The organism is Streptomyces corynorhini (assembly GCF_003346515.1).
Taxonomy (GTDB): Bacteria; Actinomycetota; Actinomycetes; order Streptomycetales; family Streptomycetaceae; genus Streptomyces; species Streptomyces corynorhini.
On sequence record NZ_QQNA01000094.1, the window covers coordinates 35346 to 58948 of the forward strand.

Below are 23603 nucleotides of genomic sequence, written 5' to 3' on the forward strand. Positions count from 1 at the left end.
TCTTCCCTCACCCTCACGCGCTCCGGGAGCAGCCAACATGGCGATACACCTCGAAGGCCGCCACTTCCTCAAGGAGCTGGACTTCACGGCCGAGGAGTTCCGCGGTCTGATCGATCTGGCCGCGGAACTCAAGGCGGCGAAGAAGGCGGGTACCGAGGTCCAGCGGCTGCGCGGGAAGAACATCGCGCTGATCTTCGAGAAGGCGTCGACCCGGACGCGCTGCGCCTTCGAGGTGGCCGCCGCCGATCAGGGCGCCTCCACGACGTACATCGACCCGGCGGGCTCGCACATCGGCAAGAAGGAGTCGGCCAAGGACACCGCCCGCGTGCTCGGCCGGATGTTCGACGGCATCGAGTTCCGGGGGGACGCGCAGGCGACGGTCGAGGAGCTGGCCGCGTATGCGGGGGTCCCCGTCTTCAACGGGCTCACGGACGACTGGCACCCCACCCAGATGCTCGCCGACGTGCTCACCATGACCGAGCACACCGACAAGCCGCTGACCGAGGTCGCTTTCGCCTATCTGGGGGACGCCCGCTTCAACATGGGCAACTCGTACCTGGTCACCGGCGCCCTGCTCGGGATGGACGTACGGATCGTCGCGCCGCGCGCCTACTGGCCGAGCGAGGAGATCCGGGCGCTGGCCGAGACCGCGGCGGCAGCCAGCGGCGCCCGGCTCACGCTCACCGAGGAGGTCGCCGAGGGAGTCGCGGGCGCCGATTTCGTGGCCACCGACGTCTGGGTGTCGATGGGGGAGCCCAAGGAGGTCTGGGACGAGCGGATCGCGGCCCTGGGGCCGTACGCCGTGACGATGGACGTGCTGCGCGCCACCGGCAACCCCGGGGTGAAATTCCTGCACTGCCTGCCGGCCTTCCACGACCTGGGCACCGCGGTCGGCCGCGAGATCCACGAGCGGCACGGGCTGACCGAGCTGGAAGTCACGGACGAGGTGTTCGAGTCGGCACACGCGGTCGTCTTCGACGAGGCCGAGAACCGGCTGCACACCATCAAGGCCGTACTGGTGGCGACGCTGGGCCGGGAGTCCGTAGCGGAGTGACGGGGCGGGCCGGGGGCGGATCTCAGACCGCGGGCAGGGTGAACCAGACCGCCTTGCCCTGGTCCGTGGCGCGGTGACCGCAGGCCGAGCTGAGGGTGCTGATCAGCAGCAGGCCGCGGCCGTCCTCCTCCCAGGGGTCCGGCATGTCGCCCGGCTGCGAGAGATTGCCCGGCGGCGCCGGGTCGCCGTCGTGCACCTCGACCTGACAGCCGGTCGGGAGCAGCACCACGACCAGCTCGATCGGATGGTCGCCGCCGGTGTGCTGGATGGCGTTGGCGACCAGCTCGGCGGTGAGCAGCTCCGCCGTCTCGCTGTGGGTGCTCTCCTCCACGTGCGCGAGCGCCGAACGGACCAGGGCGCGCGCGAGCGGCACCGCTTCGGCGCTGTGCGGAAGCGTGACTCGCCAGGGTGAGGAGCCTGCGGCTTCGGTCATGAGCGGGTGGTCCGATCGGGGGCGCAAGTAATCAGGAGTGGGGAAGTCCTATTACGTTCAACTTTACGGAGCGTAAAGGGAGAGGCAAGGGGCGGCGGCCCGGCCGGGGCAGGACCTTCGGCCCCGGCGCGCGGGACTTTCGGCCCTTCGGAGCCCCCTCTATCGCGTACTCGTGACGATAGTCACACATGGGTGATACCTTCGGAAGGCAGCCGGTACAGAGCGACCGAGGCACACGACGGCGCACGGCGCACCACGCACGGCACACGACGGCGCACGGCGCACGGCAACAGCATCCGCAGCACACACGCGCTGAAGGAGGCCGCCTTCCATGAGCCCGTTCGAAGGTTCCGCGCCCCGCACCCGGGACTGGCGGCATCTGCGGCTGGTGAGGCAGGACGACGGCGTCGCGACCGTCACGCTCGCCCGCCCCGACAAACTCAACGCGCTCACCTTCGGCGCCTACGCCGATCTGCGCGATCTGCTGGCCGAACTGTCCCGGGAACGTTCGGTACGCGCCCTGGTGCTGGCCGGAGAGGGGCGCGGCTTCTGCTCGGGCGGTGACGTGGACGAGATCATCGGCGCCACCCTCGCCATGGACGCCGCCCGGCTCCTGGACTTCAACCGGATGACCGGCCAGGTGGTACGGGCGATCCGCGAGTGCCCCTTCCCGGTGATCGCGGCCGTGCACGGAGTCGCGGCGGGCGCGGGCGCCGTGCTCGCGCTCGCCGCCGACTTCCGGATCGCCGACCCCTCCGCCCGCTTCGCCTTCCTCTTCACCCGGGTCGGTCTCTCCGGCGGCGACATGGGCGCCGCCTATCTGCTGCCCCGGGTCGTCGGCCTCGGCCACGCGACACGGCTGCTGATGCTCGGCGATCCGGTACGCGCCCCCGAAGCCGAGCGGATCGGGCTGATCAGCGAGCTGGCCGAGGAGGGCCGGGCCGGTGACCGGGCCGCCGAGCTGGCCCGTCGGCTCGCCGCGGGCCCCGCCCTGGCGTACGCCCAGACCAAGGCCCTGCTCACCGCCGAGCTGGACATGCCGCTCGCGGCGGCGGTCGAACTCGACGCCGCCACGCAGGCGCTGCTGATGAACAGCGCGGACTACGCCGAGTTCCACGCCGCGTTCACCGCGAAGCGGGCGCCCCTCTGGCAGGGCCGATGACCGCCCCGGGGACAGGCACAGGCATCGGCACAGGCAAGGACGGCGGCAAAGGCGAAGACACGAGCGGGGGCAACGGCAACGGCAACGGCAATGGCAACGGCAATGGCAACGGCAACGGCAACGGCGCGCTGCGCGTCGCCGTCATCGGCGGGGGCCCCGGCGGGCTGTACGCGGCGGCCCTGCTCAAACGCCTCGACCCCGCCCGGGAGATCACCGTCTGGGAGCGCGGCGCCCCCGACGACACCTTCGGCTTCGGCGTCGTCCTCTCCGACGAGACCCTCGGCTCCGTCGAACACTCCGACCCCGTCGTCCACCGGGCGCTGCGGGCGGCCTGCGTGCGCTGGGACGCCATCGACATCGTCCACCGAGGCCACACCCTCACCTGCGGCGGCCACGGCTTCGCCGCGCTCGCCCGGCGCCGGATGCTGGAGATCCTGGCCGAGCGCTGCGCCTCCCTCGGCGTACGGCTCCACCTCCGTACGGAGGCACCGCCCGCCGCCGAACTGGCCGCCACGCACGATCTGGTGATCGCCGCCGACGGCGTGCACAGCCTCACCCGCGCCGCCCACGCCGACGCCTTCGGCCCGGCCGTCACCACCCACCGCTGCCGCTACATCTGGCTCGCCGCCGACTTCGCCCTCGACGCGTTCCGCTTCGAGACCGCCGAGACGCGGTACGGGGTGATGCAGCTGCACGGCTACCCGTACGCCCCGGACGCGAGCACCGTCATCGTGGAGATGCGCGAGGAGGTGTGGCGCGCGGCCGGTTTCGACGCCCCGGACCCCCGGGCGTCGGTGGACCGCTGCGCCGCGATCTTCGCGGGCGCCCTCGGCGGCCGGCCGCTGCGCTCCCGCGCCTCGTCGGGCTCACCCGCCTCGCCTTGGACCGCGTTCCGTACCGTGGTCAACGACCGCTGGAGCCACGGGAACACGGTGCTCATCGGCGACGCCGCGCACACCGCCCACTTCTCCATCGGCTCCGGCACCAAGCTCGCCGTCGAGGACGCCCTCGCCCTCGCCGCCTGTATCGAGGAGCGGCCCGATCTGCCGGCCGCGCTGGCCGCCTACGAGAGCGAACGCCGCCCCGTCGTGGAGTCCACCCAGCGCGCGGCCGCCGCCAGCCTGCGCTGGTTCGAGGAGCTGGCGGCCTACACCGCCCAGCCGCCGCACCGGTTCGCCTTCGGCCTGCTCACCCGCAGCCGCCGGGTCACCCACGACAACCTGCGGCTGCGTGATCCCGGCTTCACCCGGGCCGTCGAGAAGGACTTCGGCTGCCCGCCAGGCACCCCGCCCATGTTCACCCCGCTCCGGCTGCGCGAGCTGACCCTGCGCAACCGCGTCGTCGTCTCCCCGATGGACATGTACAGCGCGACCGACGGGGTTCCCGGCGACTTCCACCTCGTCCATCTCGGCGCCCGCGCCCTGGGCGGCGCCGGTCTGGTCATGACCGAGATGGTCTGCGTCAGCCCCGAGGGCCGGATCACCCCCGGCTGCACCGGCCTCTACACCCGCGAACAGAGCGAGGGCTGGCGCCGCGTCACCGACTTCGTCCACCGCCGCTCACCGGGCACCGCCATCGGAGTCCAGCTCGGGCACGCGGGCCGCAAGGGCTCCACCCGGCTCATGTGGGACGGCATGGACGAGCCGCTGCCGGGCGGGAACTGGCCGCTGTACGCCGCCTCCCCGCTGCCCTACCGGCCGGGGGTCGGCCAGATCCCGCATCAGCTCGACCGGCGCCAGCTCGACACCGTACGCGAGCAGTTCGCCGCGGCGGCGCGACGGGCCCAGCGCAGCGGCTTCGACCTGCTCGAACTGCACTGCGCGCACGGCTACCTGCTGTCGGGATTCCTCTCCCCGCTCACCAACCTGCGCACCGACGCCTACGGCGGCACGCTGGAGCGGCGGCTGCGCTTCCCGCTCGAAGTCTTCGACGCCGTACGCGCCGACTGGCCCGCCGAGCGGCCCATGACGGTGCGTATCTCGGCCGCCGACTGGGCGCCGGGCGGCACCACCCCGGACGAGGCCGTCGAGATCGCCCGCGCCTTCGCCGCGCACGGCGCCGACGCGATCGACGTCTCGACCGGACAGGTCGTCGCGGACGAACGGCCCGAGTTCGGCCGCTCGTACCAGACGCCGTTCGCCGATCTGATCCGCAACACCCTGTCCCTACCCGTCATAGCCGTCGGCGCCATCTCCTCCTGGGACGACGTCAACTCCCTCATCCTGGCGGGCCGCACCGATCTGTGCGCGCTCGGGCGGCCCCATCTCCACGACCCGAACTGGACGCTGCACGCGGCGGCGGCCCAGGGGTACGAGGGCCAGGCCGCGCCCTGGCCCACGCCGTACCGCGCGGGCAGCAGGCCGCCGCCCGCCGGCCGCACCGACGCACCGAAGGCGCGCCTCACTCTTCGCTGAGGACCCCGTCGACGAACTCCCGTGCCGGATCGCGCAGCAGGTCGTGCAGCCGGGCGAAGACCTCGGCGCAGCGCCCACCGGGCCAGTCGGGCGGCAGCAGCTCGGCGGGCAGACCGGGATCCGCGTACGGCAGCGCGCGCCAGGAGTCCAGCGCGAGCAGATAGTCGCGGTAGGCGTCGCGCGCCGATCGCTCCCTTCCGCCCTCCCTTCCGCCCTCCCTTCCGCCCTCTCCGCCGCTCTCCCCGCCGTCCTCTCCTCGGGCCTCCCAGTCCCGCAGCACCGGTTCGTGCACCGCGAGGAACTCCTCGTACCGCCCGGCGATCGCGGGCAGATCCCACCAGCGGGCCACCGCGTCCGCCGTCGCCCCGAAGCCCAGGTACGCGCCGCCGAACAGCTCCACGTACGCGTCGAGTTCGAGCCTGCGCAGCATATGACCCGTCTCCTCGCGCAGCCGCGCGGGCGCGATCCACACCCCGGGCGCCGCCGTACCGAAACCGAGCCGGGCCAGCCGGGAGCGCAGCAGATGGCGCTTGTGGCGCTCCGACTCCGGCACGGTGAAGACGGCCAGCACCCAGCCGTCCGCGATCCCGGGCGGAGCGGGGGCGTATATCCGCCGGTCCCCGTCGTCGAGCAGCTGCCGCGCCTGCGCGGAGAGCGCGTACCCGGCCGCGCCCCGCGCCGTACGCTCCGCGACCAGCAGCCCGCGCCGCTTGAGCCGGGAGACCGACGAGCGCACCGAGGGCGCGTCCACCCCCAGAGCGTCCAGCAGCCGGATCAGCTCGGCCACCGCGAGCGGCGCGCCGTCCGGGGAGCGCCCGTACGCGCCGTACAGGGTGACGATCAGGGATCGGGGGGAGTGCTGCTCGGCCACGTGATCATGTTACGCACCGGGCCGTCAGGGCATGTCCCCCTCCGCCTCGCGCAGCCGGAAGCGCTGGAGCTTGCCCGTCGGCGTCCGGGGGAGCGCGGCCACGAAGACGAACACGCGCGGGCACTTGTACGGAGCCAGCCGCGACCGCACGAACTCCCGCAGCGCCTTCGTCGTCTCCTCGCCCGGTGCCACACCGCCGCGCAGCACGACATACGCCGCCACGATCCGGCCGCGCACCTCGTCCGGAAGGCCGACGACCGCCGCCTCCACCACGTCCGGATGTGCCAGCAGCGCCTCCTCGACCTGGGGGCCCGGGATGTTGTGTCCGGACGAGATGATCATGTCGTCCGCGCGCGCCACGAACCGGAAGTAGCCGTCCGGCTCGCGCACATACGTGTCACCGGTCAGGTTCCAGCCGTCCCGCACGTACTCCCGCTGGCGCGGATCGGCCAGATACCGGCAGCCCACCGGCCCCCGGACGGCCAGCAGCCCCGGTTCGCCGTCCGGTACGGGCGCGCCCGCCCCGTCCACGACCCGGGCCTGCCAGCCGGGCACCGGCACCCCCGTCGTCCCCGGTCTGATCGCCCCGTCCGCCGCCGAGATGAAGATGTGCAGCAGCTCGGTCGCCCCGATGCCGTTGACGATCCGCTGCCCGGTCCGCTCCCGCCACGCCCGCCAGGTCCCGGCGGGCAGGTTCTCGCCCGCCGAGACACACCGCCGCAGCGAGGAGAGGTCGTAGGAGCGCGCCGCCAGCTCGTCGAGCATCAGCCGGTAGGCGGTCGGCGCGGTGAACAGCACCGACACCCGGTGCTCGGCCGCCGCCGCCAGCAGCTGCCGGGGACCCGCCTGTTCGAGCAGCAGCGCACAGGCGCCCGCCCGCAGCGGAAAGATCAGCAGACCGCCGAGACCGAACGTGAAGCCGAGGGGCGAGCTGCTCGCGAAGAGATCGCCTGGCTCCGGCCGCAGCACCTGACCTGCGAAGGTGTCGGCCACCGCCAGCACATCCCGGTGGAAGTGCATGCACCCCTTGGGGCGGCCCGTCGTGCCCGACGTGAAGGCGATCAGCGCCACGTCGTCGGCCGCCGTCGCCACCGCCTCGTACCGGCCGGGCGCGCGCCCCGCCCGCCGCAGCAGATCGTCCGCCGCCGCCGCGTCCCCGTACGTGGTGATCCGCAGCCCCGGCACCTCGGCCGCGACCAGCTCGTCCACCGCCCGGACGTCGCACAGCGCGTGGCCGACCCGCGCGATCTCGCACATGACGGCCAGCTCGCCCGCCCGGTGCTGCGCCAGTACGGTCACGGCCACCGCGCCCGCCTTGAGCACCGCGAGCCAGCAGGCGGCGAGCCACGGGGTGGTGGGACCGCGCAGCAGCACCCGGTTGCCCGGCACCACGCCCAGATCGGCGGTGAGCACGTGGGCGATCCGGTCCACCCGGTCGCGCAGCTCCCCATAGGACCACAGTCCTTCGGGGGCCGCCGTGCGGAAGGCGGGGCGGTCCGGGCCGAACCGGTCGACGGTCCGGTCCAGCAGCTCGACCGCGCAGTTGAGCCGGTCGGCGGCGGACCCGGGTGGCAGGGGGAGGAGCCGGGGCCACTGCTCCTCCGGCGGCAGATGGTCGCGCGTGAAGGTGTCGGTGTGGGCGGACGGGGTCAGCTCCATGGATCGCCCCCTACTTGGTGCCGGTCTCGGCAGTACCTGTGGTGGGGTCGCCCTACGAGCGTATCGTGAACGTGACGACAGTCAACGGTCCGCGATACAAGCGCTGGAGGCAGGGGATCGGATGCCCGCATTCTCGCTCGATCCGGTACAGACCGCATGGTGCGCCGACCTGCGCACCGTGGCCGCACGCAGGCTGCGTCCCCTCGCCGAGCGGGGCGAGCCGGGCCGGGTGAACCGGGAGCTGCTCACGGCTCTGGGCGAACTCGGCCTGCTGGAGAAGGCGTTCGGCTCCGGGGCGCTGGACCTGTGCCTGCTCAGGGAGTCCCTCGCCCAGGGCTGCACGGACGCCGAGACCGCGCTCGCGCTCCAGGGGCTCGGCACGTACCCGCTGGTGCTGGCCGGTACGGAGGCGCAGCGCGCCCGTTGGCTGCCCGAGGTCGCGGCGGGCCGCGCCGTGGCGGCCTTCGCGCTGAGCGAGCCGGGCGCCGGGTCGGACGCCGCCGCGCTCTCCCTGCGGGCCGACCCGGACGGCGGGAGCGATCGCCGGAGTAACGGCGGGAGCGACGGCGGTGGCGACGGCCCGAGCGACAGTGGTGGCGACGGTCCGCATGACAGTGGTGGCGACGGCGGTGGCGACGGCGGTGGCGCCGGTCCGGGCGACGGCGGTGGCGACGGCGGCTGGCTGCTGACCGGCGAGAAACGCTGGATCTCCAACGCGCCCGAGGCCGACTTCTACACCGTCTTCGCCCGCACGGGCGGCGCCGGAGCCCGCGGTGTGACCGCCTTCCTCGTCCCCTCCGGGCGGCCGGGACTGACCGGCTCGCCGATCGAGATGCTCGCCCCGCACCCGGTCGGCGCCCTCACCTTCGACGCCGTGCCGGTGACCCGCGCCGATGTGCTCGGCGAGGTCGGCCACGGCTTCCGGGTCGCCATGGCCACCCTCGACCTCTTCCGCCCCAGCGTCGGCGCCTTCGCCGTCGGCATGGCACAGAGCGCGCTGGACGCGGCCGTGCAGCACACCGCGACCCGTACCGCGTTCGGCGGCCCGCTCAAGGCACTCCAGGCGGTCTCCCACCAGGTCGCGGAGGTGGCGACCCGGATCGAGGCCGCCCGCCTCCTGGTGTACGCGGCGGCCCACGCCCACGACAGCGGCGCGCCCGATGTGCCCGCGCGCTCGGCGATGGCCAAGCTGTACGCCACCGAGACCGCCCAGTTCGCCGTGGACACCGCCGTCCAGCTGCACGGCGCCCGCGCCCTCCAGCGCGGCCATCGGCTGGAACACCTCTACCGCGAGGTCAGGGCGGTGCGCATCTACGAGGGAGCCAGCGAGGTCCAGCGCACCATCATCGCCAAGGAGTTGTACCGGGCAGCGGACAACACCCCACGGGAGGAGCACTGATGGGCCTGGAACGGACCAACCCCGCCGCGCTCTCCCCGGCCACCGGCTTCTCGCACGCCGTCACCGCCACCGGCGGCCGGCTGGTCCTGCTGGCCGGACAGACCGCGCTCGACAGCGCGGGCCGGATCACCGGCGACACGCTCCCGGACCAGTTCGCCGTCGCGCTCGGCAATCTGCTCACCGCGCTCGCGGCGGCGGGCGGCACGCCGGGCGATCTGGCCCGGGTCACCGTCTACACCACCGACGTCGCCGACTACCGCGCCCACACGGCCCGGCTGGGCCGGATATGGCGGGCGGCGGTCGGCCGCGAGTATCCGGCCATGGCCGTGATCGGCGTCGTACGCCTCTGGGACGAACAGGCCCTGGTGGAGTTGGACGGGATCGCCGTACTGCCCTGAGGCCGGGCACCCATGCCCATGCCCATGCCCGTGCCCGTGCCCGTGCCCGTGCCCGTGCCCGTGCCCGCGTTCGCACCCGCGCCCGTGCGCACGGCCGCACATGGCTCCGGCCCGCGGCGCCGTACCCCGGAGGGGGAGCAGCCGCGGGCCGGAGCCCGATCGGGGAGACGCGCCGTGTGCGCGGTGGCGTCAGACAGGCGTGGTCTGGGTGCAGTTCTTCCACTCGACCCAGGGGCGGGCCCCGCCCTTGTTGGGCGCCGTGGCGTAGGTCGGGTCGCCGGTGATCCGGCTGTTCTTCTCCTCGTGCGTGACGTCCAGGCCGAAGAGCTTGAAGCCGAGGGTGACCTGTCCGGCGGAGACGCCGAAGCCGATGCCGAGCGAGGCGTTCCACCAGTCCGTATTGGCGGTGTAGTCGAGCCGGGAGAGCTTGGCCTTGTCGTGGAGGAGGGTCTCCAGGGGACCGGCGTCGTTGCCCAGGGGCTTCGCGGCGTCGGAGGGGCTGGGCAGGGCGTCGGAGGCGGGGAAGTCGCCGCGTCCGCGCAGCCAGTCCTCGACGAGGGTGCTGTCGCCGTCGTTGTCGAGGGGCAGTTCGGCGGTCTCGGTGTGGATGGTGGACTGGATGTTGCCCGCGCCGCCGCCGACGTCGATGGTCACCGGGAGGGGACCGGCGTTGGCACCCGCGCCGACCTTGACACCCGTACCCGCCCCGGCCTCCTGGCTGGTGGTGATGGCCATCTTCTCGGGGTGGTGGGGGTCGCCGTTCTTCTCCTCCGCGTCGTAGGCGGCGGCGTCGTAGGTGACCGAGACCTGCTGCATCTTGCTGCCCTTGCCCTGGACTCCCTCGCCGCCCTGGCCGCCGACGCTGAAGGTGTAGACGAAGGTGATCTTCCCGGCGTCCGCGCCGGTCTTGGTCCGCATGACGACGACGTCCTCGGTCATCGACGCGGAGAGGAGGTCGGTGGAGAGGGAGCCGAGGTCCTTCTTGTCGTCGCCCTTGCCCTTGCTGAAGGACTTGCCGAAGCTCAGCCCGCCCGCCAGCTCGGTGGTCGACTTGGTGATGTCGACGTCCGGGGCCTTCTCGGGGTCGAGATCGGGCCTCTTCTTGTTGGCCGCGTCGTTGCAGATCATCCCCAGCTCCGCGCCCCAGGCACGCGGCGGCGCGCTCTTGCACTTCGAGGATGCCTTGAGGTACTCGGCGAACTGCTTGGCGTCCTTGAGGTTGGCCTCCAGATCGGCCTGCGGGTCGTCGCTCTTGTGGCCGGAGAACATCCACTGTCCGCCGCTGCCGCTGCCCTTGGAGTAGCTGCCGCTGAGCGAGGCGCTGCCGCCCCAGTCCTTCAGCCCCGGAATGCCCGCCGAGATGCTGGCGGTGACACCGACGCTGCTGTCCACCACCCGTTCCAGGGTGACGGTGCCGTCGGACCACTGGCTGACCTTCACCTGCTCAGAACCGCTGATCTTGATGAAGAGGATCTGGACGGTGTAGGTGTCCTTGGTCTGGTCCTCGGCCAGCAGGCACTTCGCCGGCTCGAACGGGTCGTTCTCGGGCGGTACGCCGGGAACGTCGGGGTCGTCGGGGTCCCCCGAGGGGTTGTCGGGGTCGTCGAAGTCGCCGCTGGAGCAGGCTTCGGAACCGCTCGTCGGGTGGAGTACGCGGCAGACGGCGGCCTTCAGCCCGGTGGCCTCGTCCTGGGGGACCGAGAGCCCGACGATCGCCGCGATGATCATCGCGACGACGAGGATCATCGCGACGTACTCGGTACCCGCCACGCCCCGGTCCCGAGCGGCGCGTATCGCGCTACCGCCCGGTGTGTACCGGACACGGACCATGGCCCGTCTCATCCGAACTCCTCATTGCCTCATGACCGCAAGCCGCCAACTCCCCCGAGTGGCAGCAGCCTAGGGAGGGGTCCGGGCCCATCGGCAGGGCCCACAGGCCCACTGGTGGGCCCACTGGGACGGGTGGTTCGGCAGCTGACGGACGATCCGGCCGATGTCGGGCGGGCCCGCCCGTACGGGTGGCCCGCCCCGCGGGTACGGCGCGAGGCGCCGGCGGTGTGGGGACCGCCGACGCCTCGGGGCGTGCTCGCAGAGGTGGCCGGATCGCGCCCGGCCCGCTGCCGGGCCGTGCGCCGGATCAGGTCGGGATGGGCTTCGTCCTGGTGCAGTTCTTCCATTCGACCCAGGGGCGACCGCCGCCCTTCTGCGGCCCGGTGGCGTACGTCGGGTCGCCGGTGATGGTCTGCTTCTTCTCCTCGTGGGTCACGTCGATGCCGAAGAGCTTGAAGCCCAAGGTGACCTGACCGGCCGAGATGCCGAAGCCGATGCCCAGGGAGGCGTTCCACCAGTCGGTGTTGGCCTCGTAGTCGAGCCGGGAGAGCTTGGCCTTGTCGTGCAGCAGTGTTTCGAGGGGGCCCGCGTCGTCGGTGAGCGGCTTGGTGGCGTCGGAGGGGTTGGGCAGGGCGTCGGAGGCGGGGAAGTCGCCGCGTCCGCGCAGCCAGTCCTCGACGAGGGTGCTGTCGGCGTCGTTGTCGAGGGGCAGTTCGGCGGTCTCGGTGTGGATGGTCGAGTGGATGGTGCCGCCTCCGCCGCCGACGTCGATGGTGACCGGACCGGCGTTGGCGCCCGCGCCCACCTTGACGCCGCCGCCGTCGCCGATCTCCTCACTGGTGGTGATGGCGAGCTTCTGGGGCCGGTGGGGGTCGCCGTTCTTCTCCTCCTCGTCGAAGGCGGCGGCGTCGTAGGTGACGGCGACCTGCTGCATCTTGCTGCCCTTGCCCTGGACCACCTCGCCGCCCTGACCGCCCACGGAGAAGGTGTAGACGAAGGTGACCTTGCCCGCGTCCGACCCCGTCTTGGTCCGCAGGACGACGACGTCCTCGGTCATCGACGCGGAGAGGAGGTCGGTGGAGATGGAGCCCAGGTCCTTCTTGCCGTCACCCTTGCCCTTGCTGAAGGACTTGCCGAGGCTCAGCCCGCCGGCCACCTCGGTGGAGGTCTTGGTGATGTCGACGTCCGGAGCCCGGTCCGGGTCCAGGTCGCCCTTCTTCTTGTTGGCGTGGTAGCCGCAGATCATCTGGAGTTCGGACCGCCCCGGCCGGTTGTTGCAGTCCTGGACGTCCTTGAGGAAGTCGGCGAACTTCTTGGCGTCCGCGAGGTTGGCCTCCAGGTCGGCCTGCGGGTCGTCGCTCTTGTTCTTGTCGAAGACCCACTGTCCGCCGCTGCCACTGCCCTTCATGTAGCTGCCGCTGAGGGAGGCGCTGCCGCCCCAGTCCTTCAGCCCGGGAATGCCCGCCGAGATGCTGGCCGTGACCCCGCCGCCGACCTCGGACACGCGCTCCATGGTGACGGTGCCGTCGGACCACTGCTGGACCTTGACCGTCTCGGAACCGCTGATCTTGATGAAGAGGATCTGCACGACGACGGTGGTCTTCGTCTGGTCCTCGGCCAGCAGACACTTCGCGGGCTCGAAGGGATCGTTCTCCGGTACGTCCGGTACGTCCTTGGGGTTGTCGGGGTCGTACGGTTCGTCCGGGTCCCGGTAGTCACCGTCGGCACAGGCGTCGGCGCCGTCGAGGGGATGGATGACCCGGCAGACCGCGGCCTTGAGCCCCGTGGCCTCGTCCTGGGGTACGGAGAGCCCCACGATCGCGGCGACGATCAGGGCGACGACCATGATCATCGCCGCGTACTCCGTGCCGGCCGCGCCTCTGTCCCCGGCCCGCCCGGCGGTTATCCCGCCATGGGCATGCCAGTCACGGAGGTTTTTGGCTCCCCTCATGCGTCACTCCCTTGTCGTCCCGCGTCCCGAACTCCCCCGAGTCCGGAAAGACTAGATATGGCCGCGGGCCCACCGGCAGGGCCCGCGGACCCATACGCGGGCCCAAGTCGCCGACGACGAACAAAATCGATAGCTGTGCGAGTGAACCCATCGGGGTCGGCCCTCGTCTATCGGGCTGAAACGATCGCCAAGATCGAGATATGCGCCAACCGTGCCCGAGAAGGGGCGAGTTGTGCGCTCTGTGCATCGTGGCGGGCGGGGTGATTCTCCGCATGTGCGGAGTGTGTGCATACTCAGCACGCATGCACTTCGGGGATTTGTTCGATAAATGCCTCAAGGGTTGGGGGAGTTTTGCGCACTGACAGGAAGAGAGCGGGAGCGGCCATGGTCGCCGCTCTGCTCACGGCCGGACTCATGTCCGGAGCCGCCGCGGGTACGGCCGCCGCCACGGGTACGGCCGCCGCCGGGGAGACCGCGGCGGTCCAGTCGTTCGCGGCGAAGGCGCGCCAGGCGCGGTCCGACGCGTCCGCGGTCACGCTCATCACCGGCGACCGGGTCCACCTCGACGACCGGGGCCGGGTGACGCGCGTACAGGCCGCCAAGGGCCGCGAGGGCATCCGGATGAACGTGAACCGCGTCGCGGGCCAGGTGTACGTCCTGCCGGCCGACGCCGCGGAGCTGGTCGCCCAGGGGAAGCTGGACCGGCGGCTGTTCAACGTGACCGGCCTGCTCAAGGCCGAGTACGACGACGCGCACCGGGCGACGCTCCCGCTCATCGTGTCGTACGCGAAGGACACGAACCAGAAGGCGCGCGCGAAGTCGGCGATCGCCGCCGCGGACGTCTCGGTGCGCCGCACCCTGCCCGCCGTCGGCGGCGAGGCGCTCACGGCGCCCAAGGACGACGCGGCGGACGTCTGGGACGCGCTCACGGCGGAGGGCGACTCGCGGAGCGAGGCCAGGGAGGCCGCCCCCGGTATCGCCCGGGTGTGGCTGGACGGCAAGCGCAAGGCCGCGCTCGACAAGAGCGTGCCGCAGATCGGCGCGCCGACGGCGTGGCAGGCCGGGTACGACGGCAAGGGCGTCAAGATCGCCGTGCTGGACACCGGGGTCGACGAGACGCACCCGGACCTCAAGGGTGCCGAGATCGCGCAGAAGGACTTCTCCGGCTCGGGCAACACCGTCGACCACTTCGGCCACGGCACCCATGTCGCGTCGATCGCCGTCGGTTCCGGCGCCAAGTCGGGCGGGAAGTACAAGGGGGTCGCGCCCGGCGCGAAGATCCTCGACGGCAAGGTGCTCGACGACAACGGCTTCGGTGACGACTCCGGCATCATCGCGGGCATGCAGTGGGCCGCGGACCAGGGTGCGCGGATCGCCAACCTGAGCCTCGGCGGCGAGGACACCCCTGAGGTCGACCCGCTGGAGGCGGCGGTCGGCAAGCTCTCCGCCGAGAAGAACATCCTCTTCGTCATCGCCGCGGGCAACGAGGGACCGGACGCGCAGACCATCGGTTCCCCCGGCAGCGCCGCCGCGGCCCTCACTGTGGGCGCGGTCGACAGCAAGGACAGGATCGCGAGCTTCTCCAGCGCGGGCCCCACGGCCGACGGCTCGCTGAAGCCCGACATCACCGCGCCCGGCGTGGACATCGTCGCCGCGAAGGCCGCCAAGGGCGTCATCGGCGACCCGGCCGCCGCCGGATACGTGTCGATGTCCGGCACCTCGATGGCGACCCCGCACGTCGCGGGCGCCGCCGCGATCCTCGCCCAGGAGCACCCGGACTGGACCGGTGCCCGCATCAAGCAGGCGCTGACCTCCTCGGCCAAGTCCGGCACCGGGCTCACCCCGTATCAGCAGGGCACCGGCCGCGTCGACCTGACGAAGGCGATCACCCAGACCGTCGTCAGCGAGCAGACCGGGATCAACTTCGGCACGCAGCAGTGGCCGCACACCGATGACAAGCCGGTCACCAAGAAGGTCACGTACAGCAACAGCGGTACGCGGGACGTCAGCCTCGACCTGTCGCTGGAGACCACCGGCCCCAAGGGCAAGGCGGCCCCGGCCGGCTTCTTCACCCTCGGCGCCGACCAGGTCACCGTCCCCGCCGGCGCCTCGGTGAGCGTCGACCTCACGTCCCACACCAGCGTGGGCAGCCAGGACGGCGCCTTCAGCGGTACGGTCGTCGCCCGCGCCGCCGACGGCGGCCAGGCCGTCCGTACGGCCTTCGGCGCCGTCCGCGAGGTCGAGTCGTACGACCTCACGGTGAAGTTCGTCGACGTCAAGGGCAAGCCCTCCCGGTCGACGGCCACGGTCTTCGGACACAACGTCAGTTTCTGGAGGGACGCGACCGCCACCAAGAGCGACGGGATCGCCAAGATCCGGGTTCCGAAGGGCGCGTACCTGCTCGACGCACAGGTCGAGACCCCCAAGGGCAAGGCCGACCCGGACGTCGCCTGGATGGTCCAGCCGAAGCTCGACGTGACCAAGAACGCCACGGTCACCTTCGACGCCCGCAAGGCGAAGCCGCTCAGCGTCACCGCGCCGGACTCCGCCAAGGTCGTCGAGTCGTACGTCAACTACGACCTCGCGTCGGCCAACGGCGGCTTCAGCAGCATGTGGCTGATGGACTCCTACCAGGGCTTCCGCGTCGGCCAGGTCGGCCCGTCCGTCCCGGCGAAGCTGTTCAACTCCCAGGCGGGCGGCACCTGGCAGAAGGGCTCCACCACCTACAACCTGCTCTACAACCGCGCCGGTTCGTTCTACACCGGGTTCACCCACAAGGCCGCCAAGGGTGAACTCGCCCTGGTGAACACCAAGATCGGCTCGTCCGTCAAGAACCGCAAGGGCTCCGTCAGCCCGTACTGGATCGCGCCGTCCGGGATGTTCTCGATCGGCACGATGGGCAACCCCTTCGCCCTGCCCGCCACGGCCAAGACCTATCTCTCCACGCCCAAGGGCTACACCTGGGGACTGGGCGTCGACCAGTTCGACAGCCGGGGCGCGGCCGATGTCTCGCTGGTCTCCACGCCGAAGACCTACACGGCCAAGAAGACGTACACGGAGACGTACAACGTCGGTGTGTTCAGCCCGAAGGTCGGCGGACAGAGCGGCGCCCAGCGCTACAACAACGAGATGATGGCCTGCATAGCCGAGTTCACCGACGGCGCCGGCCACCTCGGCACCTCGGTCGTCAGCAAGCAGCAGTCCCTCCTCACCGTCGACGGCAAGAAGGTCGCAGGTGAGAAGGGCCAGCTGTGCCTGTACACCGATGCCCTTCCCGCCAAGTCCGCCAAGATCAAGGTCAGCACGGACGCGACCCGCGCCACCTCGGTCGCGGGCGTCAGCACCCGGCTCACGGCCGCTTGGACGTTCGCGTCGAAGAAGGGCGCGGCCGACAAGGTCGTCAACCTGCCGGTCTCCACGGTCCGGTTCGCCCCGGCGCTGACCCCGGCGAGCACCGCCAAGCCGGGCAAGAAGCTCACGGTCCCGCTGACCATCCAGGGTCCGGCGGCCAAGAACTTCAAGTCCCTCGCCGTCCAGGTCTCCTACGACGGCGGCAAGAAGTGGTCCAAGGCCCCCGTCACCACCAAGAGCGGCAAGCGGACCCTGTCCCTGAACCACCCGAAGAAGGCCACCTCGGTCTCCCTCAAGGCGAAGCTCACGGACAAGAGCGGTAACACCTACGACGTCACCGTCATCAAGGCGTACCTGCTCAAGTAGGTCACGCGACGAGCCGCGAGCGGCACGTACGACGATCCGGCCGCGCCCGGGGAACCCGGCACCACGTTCCCCGGGCGCGGTCGCGTCCGCGTACGGCGGGGCCCCCACCGGGTCAGCGCCGCACGCCCTCCGTGGCCCCTGGGAGTTCGAGACCGACCGGAGGACAGCGGTCGCGAACGGGGACTTCCGGACCGCGCCCCGACCGGCACGATCCTCGTCCCCTTCCCGCCGGAATCGGAGCTGTCCGGCGTCGGCGACACCGGCTCCCTGGCGGCCGTGTGGTACCGGCGGGTCCTCACACTGCCCCTCACCTGGGCCGGACGGCGGGTGCTGCTGCACTTCGGCGCCGTCGACCACGACACCACCGTGTGGGCCGACGGCGTCGAAGCGGCCCGCCACCGGGGCGGGTTCACCCCGTTCACCGCCGACCTCGGTGGCCTCGGTGGCCTCGGTGGCCTCGCGGGCTCCGGCGACGAGGTCGTCCTCACCGTCCGGGCCCGCGACCCGCGTTCCGGTCCGCAGGCCCGCGGCAAGCAGGCCGTCCCGTACGCCGACCACGACTGCCACTGCACCCGCGTCACCGGCATCTGGCAGACGGTGTGACGGGAGCCCGTACCCGAACTCCACCTGAGGCGCCCCCGCATCACGCCCGACCTGGCGGGACCGGCGTCCCACCTGGAGCTGCCCCTCGCCGGCAGCCGCCCCGGCCACCGGGCGCGCGCCGTGCTCACCGACGCCGACGGCGAGGTCTGCCGCGCCGAGGTCCGCGCCGAACTCGATCGCGCACCGCGGGACCCGGCCGCCGCCGCCGGGCAGTCGGGCGAGGACCGCGGGGAATCCTGGGGGTACGGGCAACGGGTGCGCGACGAGGAGGAGTTCCACGCGCGGTTCGCGGGCCTGACCGGTGTGCTGCTCGACGACCCCGCCACGTTCGGCTACTGCTGCACGCAGCCGACCGACGTGTTCCAGGAGCGCGACGGCGTCCACCGCTTCGACCGTGGCGCCGAGCTGGACATCGAACGGATCCGTGCCGCGCGCTCCGCCCGGCAGCCGTGGAGGAACGGGGCCGGGAGTAGGCGGCGGCGGGAGCACGGTTCGCCGGGCCCCGGGGCCCCACCGCCGCCGGGGCCCCGGTGACGTGGGCCGTTCCCGGATGGAATGATGGGCCGCCGACAGGGCGACGGTGATCCGGGGAGGAGATTCGGCATGTCCGCGAATCCGGCCGGAGGGGCCCGGGACCACCCGGCGCCCGCGCACGCGCGGACGGCCGGTCCCGCGCCGTGCCGGGTCGTCGTGTGCCGGGACTGCTGCTGCGGCAGCGCCAAGGTGATCGGCGTCGATCACGCGGCGCAGACCGCGCGGCTGCGCGCCGAGGCCCCCGTCCGCGTCTCCGCCTGCCTGGACGTGTGCGACCAGGCCAACGTCGTCGTCGTGCAGCCCTCCGCGGCGGGCCGGGCCGCCGGTGGCCGTCCGGTCTGGCTGGGCCTGGTCAACGACCCGGACGCGACCGAGGACATCGTCGCGTGGGTACGGGCGGGCGGCCCCGGGGTCGCTCCCCGCCCGGAGATCCTCGACCTGTACGCCTTCGGGCCGCCGCGCCGCGACAGGGCGTCCTGACCGGCGCCACCCGCCTCTCCGCCCGACCACAGGCCCGCCCGCTTGCCCCGGCCGTCCCACCGTCGCAGGGTGGAGACATGGCCGCTGCTTCGTCCGCCGCCGGTACCCACGGTGGCTGGGCCGTGCGCAGACCGGGCCCGGTCGGGACGGCGCGGACCGGGACCGGGCCGCTGGAGCGGGTCCGGCGCGGGACGCCGGAGCCCGGCCCTGGAGAGCTGCTGCTGCGGGTGGAGGCGTGCGGTGTGTGCCGCACGGATCTGCATCTGGCCGAAGGGGATCTCGCACCGCACCGCCCCGCCACGATCCCCGGCCACGAGATCGTCGGCCGGGTCGCGGCCGCGGGCGCGGGCGTGAGCCGCTTCCGTACCGGTGACCGGGCGGGCGGGGCCTGGCTGCGCTCCACGTGCGGCGCGTGCCGGTACTGCCGGGCCGGCCGGGAGAACCTCTGCCCGCGCTCCACCTATACGGGCTGGGACGCGGACGGCGGCTTCGCCGGGACGGCGCTGGTTCCCGAGGCGTACGCGTACCGGCTGCCCGAGGACCGGGACCCGGCGCTGCTCGCGCCCCTGCTCTGCGCCGGCATCATCGGCTACCGGTCGCTGCGGCGCAGCATGCTGCCCCCGGGCGGGCGCCTGGGCCTCTACGGCTTCGGCGCCTCGGCCCATCTGACCGCTCAGGCGGCCCTCGCGGAGGGCGCCACGGTCCATGTGTTCACCCGGTCGGCGCGCGCCCGTGAGCTGGCCCTGCGGCTCGGCGCGGCATCGGCGGGCGGCTCCCGCGACAGACCGCCAGAGCCGCTGGACTCGGCGATCCTCTTCGCCCCGGTGGGGGAGCTGGTGCCGGTGGCGCTGGCGGCCCTGGACCGGTCGGGCACGCTCGCCGTCGCGGGGATCCATCTCTCCGGCATCCCGGCCCTCGACTACCGGCGCCATCTGTTCCAGGAGCGCGATCTGCGCAGTGTCACCTCCAACACCCGCCAGGACGGCCGGGACTTCCTGGCGCTGGCCGAGCGCGTCGGGATCCGGGTCACGGTGAGCCGCTACCCGTTGGACAGCGCCGACCGGGCGCTCGCCGATCTGGCGGCCGACCGGGTCGAGGGCGCGGCCGTACTCGTACCCGGCTGACGTCCGCCCGTACCGGAGGACGGACACGGACCTGCGCACGAGTACGAGCACGGCACGAGCGCGAGTACGAGTACGAGCACGGCACGAGTACGAGCACGGCACGAGCGCGAGCGCGAACGCAGGCACGAGCGCGAGCGCGACGAAGCGCGGCGCGGGACCCGCTCAGTCCCGCCCCGCAACCTCCCCGGCGCGCGCCGCCACCGCGGTGGCGGCGAACGCCAGCGGTCCGGGCAGCAGCGGGATCAGCAGCGGGATCGACCAGACGAGGAGCGCGGCCAGGAGGACGGCGCCGGCCAGGAGCAGGCTGCCGCGCGGATCGGCGACCGTGCGCAGCAGCCCCTCGCGCGCGGACAGCCGGTGCGGGGCCGTGAGCGCGGTGGCGCGCAGTCCCACGACCGCGATGCCCAGTGTGAGCAGCGCCAGGGCGGGGGCCATGACGACGGCCCCGGGCAGCGCGCCGCGCAGCAGCGCGGCATCGGCCGTCACGACCACGGCGAGCAGCGGCGGCAGCAGGCCCATGGCCAGCGTGCGCGCCGACAGCAGGCCGCGCAGCCGCCGGGCGTACGCGCCGACACCGACCGGCACACCGGTGTCGACGCTCCTGCCCAGGCACGCGGCCGCCGCGGCGAAGGCGGCCGGGGCCGTGACGACCGGGAGACAGGCGAGCGTGGTGAGCAGGCCGACGAGCAGCACATCGGCGAAGAGGGAGAATCCCGGGCCGAACACCTCTCCCGGTTCCCGGCGGTCACGCGGTGGTGCGGGTGCGTGGGACATGGTGGGTCAGCCCTTCAGTCCTGAGGTGGCCATGCCCTGCACCAAGTAGCGCTGGAACACGAAGAAGAACAGCACGATCGGCAGGACGGAGATCACCGACATCGCGAACATGGGGCCGTAGGCGGAGGTGCTGGACTGGTCGACGAAGCTGCTCAGCGCGAGGGTGATGGTGTACTTCTCCGGCGAGAACAGGTAGATCATCTGCGTGAAGAAGTCGTTCCACGTCCAGATGAACGTGAAGATGGCCGTGGTGATCAGCGCGGGCCTGCTCAGCGGCAGTGTGATCGAGCGGTAGATACGGAACGGGCCGCAGCCGTCGATACGGGCGGACTCCTCCAGTTCGCGCGGCAGACCGCGCATGAACTGGACGATGAGGAAGACGAAGAACGCCTCCGTGGCCAGGAACTTGGGCAGGATGAGCGGCCAGTACGAGTCGACCATCCCGAGCCGGTTGAAGATGATGTACTGCGGGATCAGCACGACGTGGTGCGGGAGCATCAGGGTCGCCACCATGAAGGCGAACATCACCTTGCGCATGCGGAAGCGCAGCCGGGCGAAGGCGTAGGCGGCCAGCGAGCAGGACAGCACGTTGCCGACGACGGCGCCCACCGCGATCAGCACCGTGTTGCCGAGCAGTTGGGTGACGGTGATGCCCGACACCCCGTCCAGGGCGGTCGTGTAGTTGGACCACTCGGGACGGCTCGGCCACAGGTTCAGGCTGGTCACCACCTCGTCGGCCGGTTTGAGCGAGGTCGCCAGCAGCCAGGCCAGCGGGTACAGCAGGACGAGCAGGGACAGCGCCGCGAACATGTGCGGCAGCCACCGTTTCGTGGCGATGTTCATCGTCCCTCCTCGTCCGCGTAGAAGACCCAGGACCGGGACGTCCGGAACAGGACCAGGGTGATGACGCCGATGGCGGCCAGCAGCAGCCAGGCCATGGCCGCCGCGTAGCCCATGTGCGAGGTGACGAAGCCGCGCTCGTACAGGTACAGCGTGTAGAACATGGTCGCGTCGGCGGGCCCGCCGTCGCCGCCGCTGACGGCGTAGGCGGGGGTGAACACCTGGAACGAGTTGATGATCTCCAGCACCAGGTTGAAGAAGACGACCGGCGACAGCATCGGCACGGTGATGGAGACGAACTGCCGCCACCGGCCCGCCCCGTCGAGGGCCGCCGCCTCGTAGAGATCGGGCGAGATCTGCTGCAGTCCGGCCAGGAAGATCACCATGGGAGCGCCGAACTGCCACACCGTCAGCAGGACGACCACGTACATCGCGAGCCGCGGATCGCCGACCCAGCTGCCGGTGTGGATGCCGATCGACTCCAGCAGCCGGGGGACCGAACCGCCGTCGTTGAACATCGCGCGCCACACCAGGGCGATGGACATGCTGGCCCCGAGCAGCGACGGCGCGTAGAACGCGGAGCGGTAGAAGGCCCGGCCGCGGTGGGCGAGGTTCTTGAGCAGCATCGCCACGCCGAGCGCGAGGGCCAGTTTCAGCGGAACGGCCACGACGGCGTACAGCGTGGTGGTGCCGACCGACCTCCAGAAGCGCGGGTCCCGGCCGAGCAGGTCGCCGTAGTTGCGCAGCCCCACCCAGCGCGGTGGGTCGAACAGGTTGTAGTCCGTGAGCGAGAGGTACAGCGACACGGCCATCGGCACGAGGGTCAGGGCGACCGCGCCGATCATCCACGGGGAGAGGAACACATAGGCGGGCCACCGCTTCTCACGGACGCCCCGGGGCCGTCGTCCGGTGGGCCGGGGCCGGTCGCCGGAGCCCTCGGCGCGCAGGGGCGCCCTGGTCGAGACGGTACTCATGACCTCAACTCCCGGTTGGCCTGGCTGATGAGTTCGCGCGCCGCCCGCCGCGGCGTGGTGAGCCCGAACAGCACACGCTGGTAGGTGCGGTTGAAGGCGAGGTTGATCGCCACGTCACCCGGTGGCGGCGCGCTCGGCGGCGCGTCGAGTCCGTACTCCTCCATCCGGCGCTGGTACTCGTAGGTCTCGCGCTCCGGACCCTTGAGGGTCTTGGCGACCCGGGCGGCGACGGCGCGGTTGGGCGGAGTGGCCCGGGTGGTGCCCAGAATGTCGCCCGCCCGCTGGTCGTTGAGGAGGAAATCGACCAACTGAGCCGCCTCCTCGGGGTGTTCGGTATGCGCACCGATGCTCAGCAGCATGCTGGGCTTGAAGTAGGCGCCCTGCCGGCCGTCGGTGGTCGGCGTCGGCGCGAAGTGGGTCGAGTCGCCGATGAGGGCCGTGTACCCGGGGAAAGGGGCGTCCCAGGTGAAGTCGGCGGCGGCGAGGCGGCGGCCCATGGGACTGGACTCGGTGGTGTTGGCCTGCACGGTGTCCTTGGCCTGCGCGGTGGCGCCCTGCGCGCGCAGGGTGTCGCAGAACGTCCAGAACGCGGTGAGGTCGTCCTCGGTGAAGCCGAGCCGGTTCTGGCCGTCGTAGAACTGTCCGCCCCGGCTGCGCAGCCAGTTCTCGAACACGTCCTCGTTGCCGCCGCCGTCATTGGCGCCCGCGACCGGGCGGCCGTTCGGGGACTTCAGGCCCAGGGCGGCGATCCTCCGGTTGGCGTCGGCCCAGTCCTGCCACGTCCAACTGGGGCGCGGATCGGGAATGTTCGCCTTCCGGTAGACGGCGGAGTCGTAGGCGAAGCCGGTGATGCCGCGTCCCATGGGCAGCGCGTACTGCCTGCCGTCGAAGGTGCCGGTGCGCAGGAACGCCGCGTCCATCTCCGACGTGCGGACCGTGCCGTCCCGGACGAAGGGGGCGAGCGGTCTGATCGCCCCGCCGCCCGCGTACTGGGAGATCTGCCGGTAGTCGAGCTGCGCCACGTCGGGAATGCCGCCGCCCGCGGCCTGCGTGGCCAGCTTCGGGAGGTACGAGCCGTAGGTCGAGTTGGAGGTGCGGACGGTGACGCCCGGGTGTTCCTTCTCGAAGAGCCGTACGGCCTGCTCGGTGCGTGCGGCCCGGTCGTCGTTGCCCCACCAGGAGAACGTGAGGGTGACGCCCCGGGACGACGCGCCGCCGTCGGCGCCTGAGCACGCGCCGAGCGGAAGCGCCAGGACGGTGCCGAGCCCGGCGGCGGCAACGGTGAGGACGGCCCGGCGGCCCGGCGGTCGGCGCCGGGCCGGGTCCGTCGTGTTCACCACGCCCGCGCCCGGGGACGCGCGGTGACCGCGCGTCCCCGGGCGCGGG

17 protein-coding genes and 1 pseudogene are annotated in these 23603 nt (G+C 72.1%); 9 read left to right on the top strand and 9 right to left on the bottom strand.

Annotated features, from left to right (window positions below; translation table 11 throughout):
- Window positions 1-37: 37 nt before the first annotated feature.
- Window positions 38-1054, top strand: a complete 1017-nt coding sequence (gene argF / locus DVH02_RS13420; protein ID WP_114624023.1) for an ornithine carbamoyltransferase — start codon at window positions 38-40, stop codon at window positions 1052-1054.
- Window positions 1055-1076: 22 nt separating this feature from the next.
- On the opposite strand, the gene DVH02_RS13425 is transcribed toward argF, so the two are convergent.
- Window positions 1077-1487, bottom strand: a complete 411-nt coding sequence (locus DVH02_RS13425; protein WP_114624024.1) for an ATP-binding protein — start codon at window positions 1485-1487, stop codon at window positions 1077-1079.
- A 331-nt stretch (window positions 1488-1818) separates the two neighbouring features.
- Here DVH02_RS13425 and DVH02_RS13430 point away from each other — a divergent pair, with 331 nt between their 5' ends.
- Window positions 1819-2649 carry an enoyl-CoA hydratase family protein gene (locus DVH02_RS13430; protein ID WP_114624025.1) on the top strand — a complete coding sequence of 277 codons (831 nt, stop codon included), beginning with the start codon at window positions 1819-1821 and terminating at the stop codon, window positions 2647-2649.
- Window positions 2646-5063, top strand: coding sequence for a bifunctional salicylyl-CoA 5-hydroxylase/oxidoreductase (locus DVH02_RS13435; RefSeq protein WP_114624026.1), 2418 nt, complete (start codon window positions 2646-2648; stop codon window positions 5061-5063). The genes DVH02_RS13430 and DVH02_RS13435 overlap by 4 nt, the downstream gene beginning before the upstream one ends.
- Here DVH02_RS13435 and DVH02_RS13440 read toward each other — a convergent pair.
- Both DVH02_RS13440 and DVH02_RS13445 read right to left on the bottom strand, forming a co-directional pair.
- Complete coding sequence (locus tag DVH02_RS13440; RefSeq protein WP_114624027.1) at window positions 5050-5934, bottom strand: PaaX family transcriptional regulator; 885 nt, start codon at window positions 5932-5934, stop codon at window positions 5050-5052. The two genes, DVH02_RS13435 and DVH02_RS13440, sit on opposite strands and share 14 nt — an antisense overlap.
- A gap of 24 nt (window positions 5935-5958) precedes the next feature.
- A complete protein-coding gene (locus tag DVH02_RS13445) occupies window positions 5959-7593 on the bottom strand; it encodes an AMP-binding protein (protein ID WP_114624028.1) in 1635 nt (544 codons plus the stop codon).
- Window positions 7594-7714: 121 nt separating this feature from the next.
- On the opposite strand from DVH02_RS13445, the gene DVH02_RS13450 reads away from it, so the two are divergent.
- Together DVH02_RS13450 and DVH02_RS13455 are read left to right on the top strand one after the other, a co-directional pair.
- Window positions 7715-8992 carry an acyl-CoA dehydrogenase family protein gene (locus DVH02_RS13450; protein ID WP_114624029.1) on the top strand — a complete coding sequence of 426 codons (1278 nt, stop codon included), beginning with the start codon at window positions 7715-7717 and terminating at the stop codon, window positions 8990-8992.
- Window positions 8992-9390 (top strand): RidA family protein, encoded by a 399-nt coding sequence (locus DVH02_RS13455; RefSeq protein ID WP_114624030.1) that lies wholly within the window; start codon window positions 8992-8994, stop codon window positions 9388-9390. The genes DVH02_RS13450 and DVH02_RS13455 overlap by 1 nt, the downstream gene beginning before the upstream one ends.
- A gap of 189 nt (window positions 9391-9579) precedes the next feature.
- On the opposite strand, the gene DVH02_RS13460 is transcribed toward DVH02_RS13455, so the two are convergent.
- Both DVH02_RS13460 and DVH02_RS13465 read right to left on the bottom strand, forming a co-directional pair.
- Entirely contained in the window at window positions 9580-11160 is a 1581-nt protein-coding gene (locus DVH02_RS13460; RefSeq protein ID WP_147286054.1) for a hypothetical protein, read from the bottom strand.
- A gap of 367 nt (window positions 11161-11527) precedes the next feature.
- Window positions 11528-13171 carry a hypothetical protein gene (locus DVH02_RS13465; RefSeq protein ID WP_147286055.1) on the bottom strand — a complete coding sequence of 548 codons (1644 nt, stop codon included), beginning with the start codon at window positions 13169-13171 and terminating at the stop codon, window positions 11528-11530.
- Between the two features lie 384 nt (window positions 13172-13555).
- Here DVH02_RS13465 and DVH02_RS13470 point away from each other — a divergent pair, with 384 nt between their 5' ends.
- From DVH02_RS13470 to DVH02_RS13485, 4 genes and pseudogenes are all read left to right on the top strand, one after another.
- Window positions 13556-16888, top strand: coding sequence for a S8 family peptidase (locus tag DVH02_RS13470; protein WP_233518206.1), 3333 nt, complete (start codon window positions 13556-13558; stop codon window positions 16886-16888).
- A 127-nt stretch (window positions 16889-17015) separates the two neighbouring features.
- Window positions 17016-17731, top strand: a pseudogene (locus tag DVH02_RS13475) (sugar-binding domain-containing protein); the annotation flags it as partial.
- 363 nt (window positions 17732-18094) lie between these two features.
- Window positions 18095-18505 (top strand): (2Fe-2S) ferredoxin domain-containing protein, encoded by a 411-nt coding sequence (locus tag DVH02_RS13480; RefSeq protein ID WP_233518207.1) that lies wholly within the window; start codon window positions 18095-18097, stop codon window positions 18503-18505.
- A 77-nt stretch (window positions 18506-18582) separates the two neighbouring features.
- Window positions 18583-19629, top strand: a complete 1047-nt coding sequence (locus DVH02_RS13485) for a zinc-dependent alcohol dehydrogenase family protein (protein ID WP_114624033.1) — start codon at window positions 18583-18585, stop codon at window positions 19627-19629.
- A 162-nt stretch (window positions 19630-19791) separates the two neighbouring features.
- Here DVH02_RS13485 and DVH02_RS13490 read toward each other — a convergent pair whose 3' ends face one another.
- From DVH02_RS13490 to DVH02_RS13505, 4 genes are read right to left on the bottom strand one after another with little or no spacing between them, the layout of a single operon-like run.
- Complete coding sequence (locus tag DVH02_RS13490; RefSeq protein WP_114624034.1) at window positions 19792-20403, bottom strand: hypothetical protein; 612 nt, start codon at window positions 20401-20403, stop codon at window positions 19792-19794.
- 6 nt (window positions 20404-20409) lie between these two features.
- Complete coding sequence (locus DVH02_RS13495; RefSeq protein WP_114624035.1) at window positions 20410-21246, bottom strand: carbohydrate ABC transporter permease; 837 nt, start codon at window positions 21244-21246, stop codon at window positions 20410-20412.
- Entirely contained in the window at window positions 21243-22217 is a 975-nt protein-coding gene (locus DVH02_RS13500; RefSeq protein WP_114624036.1) for a carbohydrate ABC transporter permease, read from the bottom strand. Before DVH02_RS13500 ends, DVH02_RS13495 begins: the two co-directional genes overlap by 4 nt.
- Window positions 22214-23557 carry an ABC transporter substrate-binding protein gene (locus DVH02_RS13505; protein WP_233518208.1) on the bottom strand — a complete coding sequence of 448 codons (1344 nt, stop codon included), beginning with the start codon at window positions 23555-23557 and terminating at the stop codon, window positions 22214-22216. Before DVH02_RS13505 ends, DVH02_RS13500 begins: the two co-directional genes overlap by 4 nt.
- Window positions 23558-23603 lie beyond the last annotated feature (46 nt).

What these genes read in the sequence shown, in the direction of transcription:
- DVH02_RS13435 (WP_114624026.1), top strand. Translation starts at nt 2,646, where the DNA reads ATGACCGCCCCGGGGACAGGCACAGGCATCGGCACAGGCAAGGACGGC.
- DVH02_RS13425 (WP_114624024.1), bottom strand. Translation starts at nt 1,487, where the DNA reads ATGACCGAAGCCGCAGGCTCCTCACCCTGGCGAGTCACGCTTCCGCAC.
- DVH02_RS13465 (WP_147286055.1), bottom strand. Translation starts at nt 13,171, where the DNA reads ATGAGGGGAGCCAAAAACCTCCGTGACTGGCATGCCCATGGCGGGATA.
- DVH02_RS13450 (WP_114624029.1), top strand. Translation starts at nt 7,715, where the DNA reads ATGCCCGCATTCTCGCTCGATCCGGTACAGACCGCATGGTGCGCCGAC.
- DVH02_RS13445 (WP_114624028.1), bottom strand. Translation starts at nt 7,593, where the DNA reads ATGGAGCTGACCCCGTCCGCCCACACCGACACCTTCACGCGCGACCAT.
- DVH02_RS13470 (WP_233518206.1), top strand. Translation starts at nt 13,556, where the DNA reads ATGGTCGCCGCTCTGCTCACGGCCGGACTCATGTCCGGAGCCGCCGCG.
- DVH02_RS13500 (WP_114624036.1), bottom strand. Translation starts at nt 22,217, where the DNA reads ATGAGTACCGTCTCGACCAGGGCGCCCCTGCGCGCCGAGGGCTCCGGC.
- argF (WP_114624023.1), top strand. Translation starts at nt 38, where the DNA reads ATGGCGATACACCTCGAAGGCCGCCACTTCCTCAAGGAGCTGGACTTC.
- DVH02_RS13495 (WP_114624035.1), bottom strand. Translation starts at nt 21,246, where the DNA reads ATGAACATCGCCACGAAACGGTGGCTGCCGCACATGTTCGCGGCGCTG.
- DVH02_RS13480 (WP_233518207.1), top strand. Translation starts at nt 18,095, where the DNA reads ATGTCCGCGAATCCGGCCGGAGGGGCCCGGGACCACCCGGCGCCCGCG.
- DVH02_RS13485 (WP_114624033.1), top strand. Translation starts at nt 18,583, where the DNA reads ATGGCCGCTGCTTCGTCCGCCGCCGGTACCCACGGTGGCTGGGCCGTG.
- DVH02_RS13430 (WP_114624025.1), top strand. Translation starts at nt 1,819, where the DNA reads ATGAGCCCGTTCGAAGGTTCCGCGCCCCGCACCCGGGACTGGCGGCAT.
- DVH02_RS13455 (WP_114624030.1), top strand. Translation starts at nt 8,992, where the DNA reads ATGGGCCTGGAACGGACCAACCCCGCCGCGCTCTCCCCGGCCACCGGC.
- DVH02_RS13490 (WP_114624034.1), bottom strand. Translation starts at nt 20,403, where the DNA reads ATGTCCCACGCACCCGCACCACCGCGTGACCGCCGGGAACCGGGAGAG.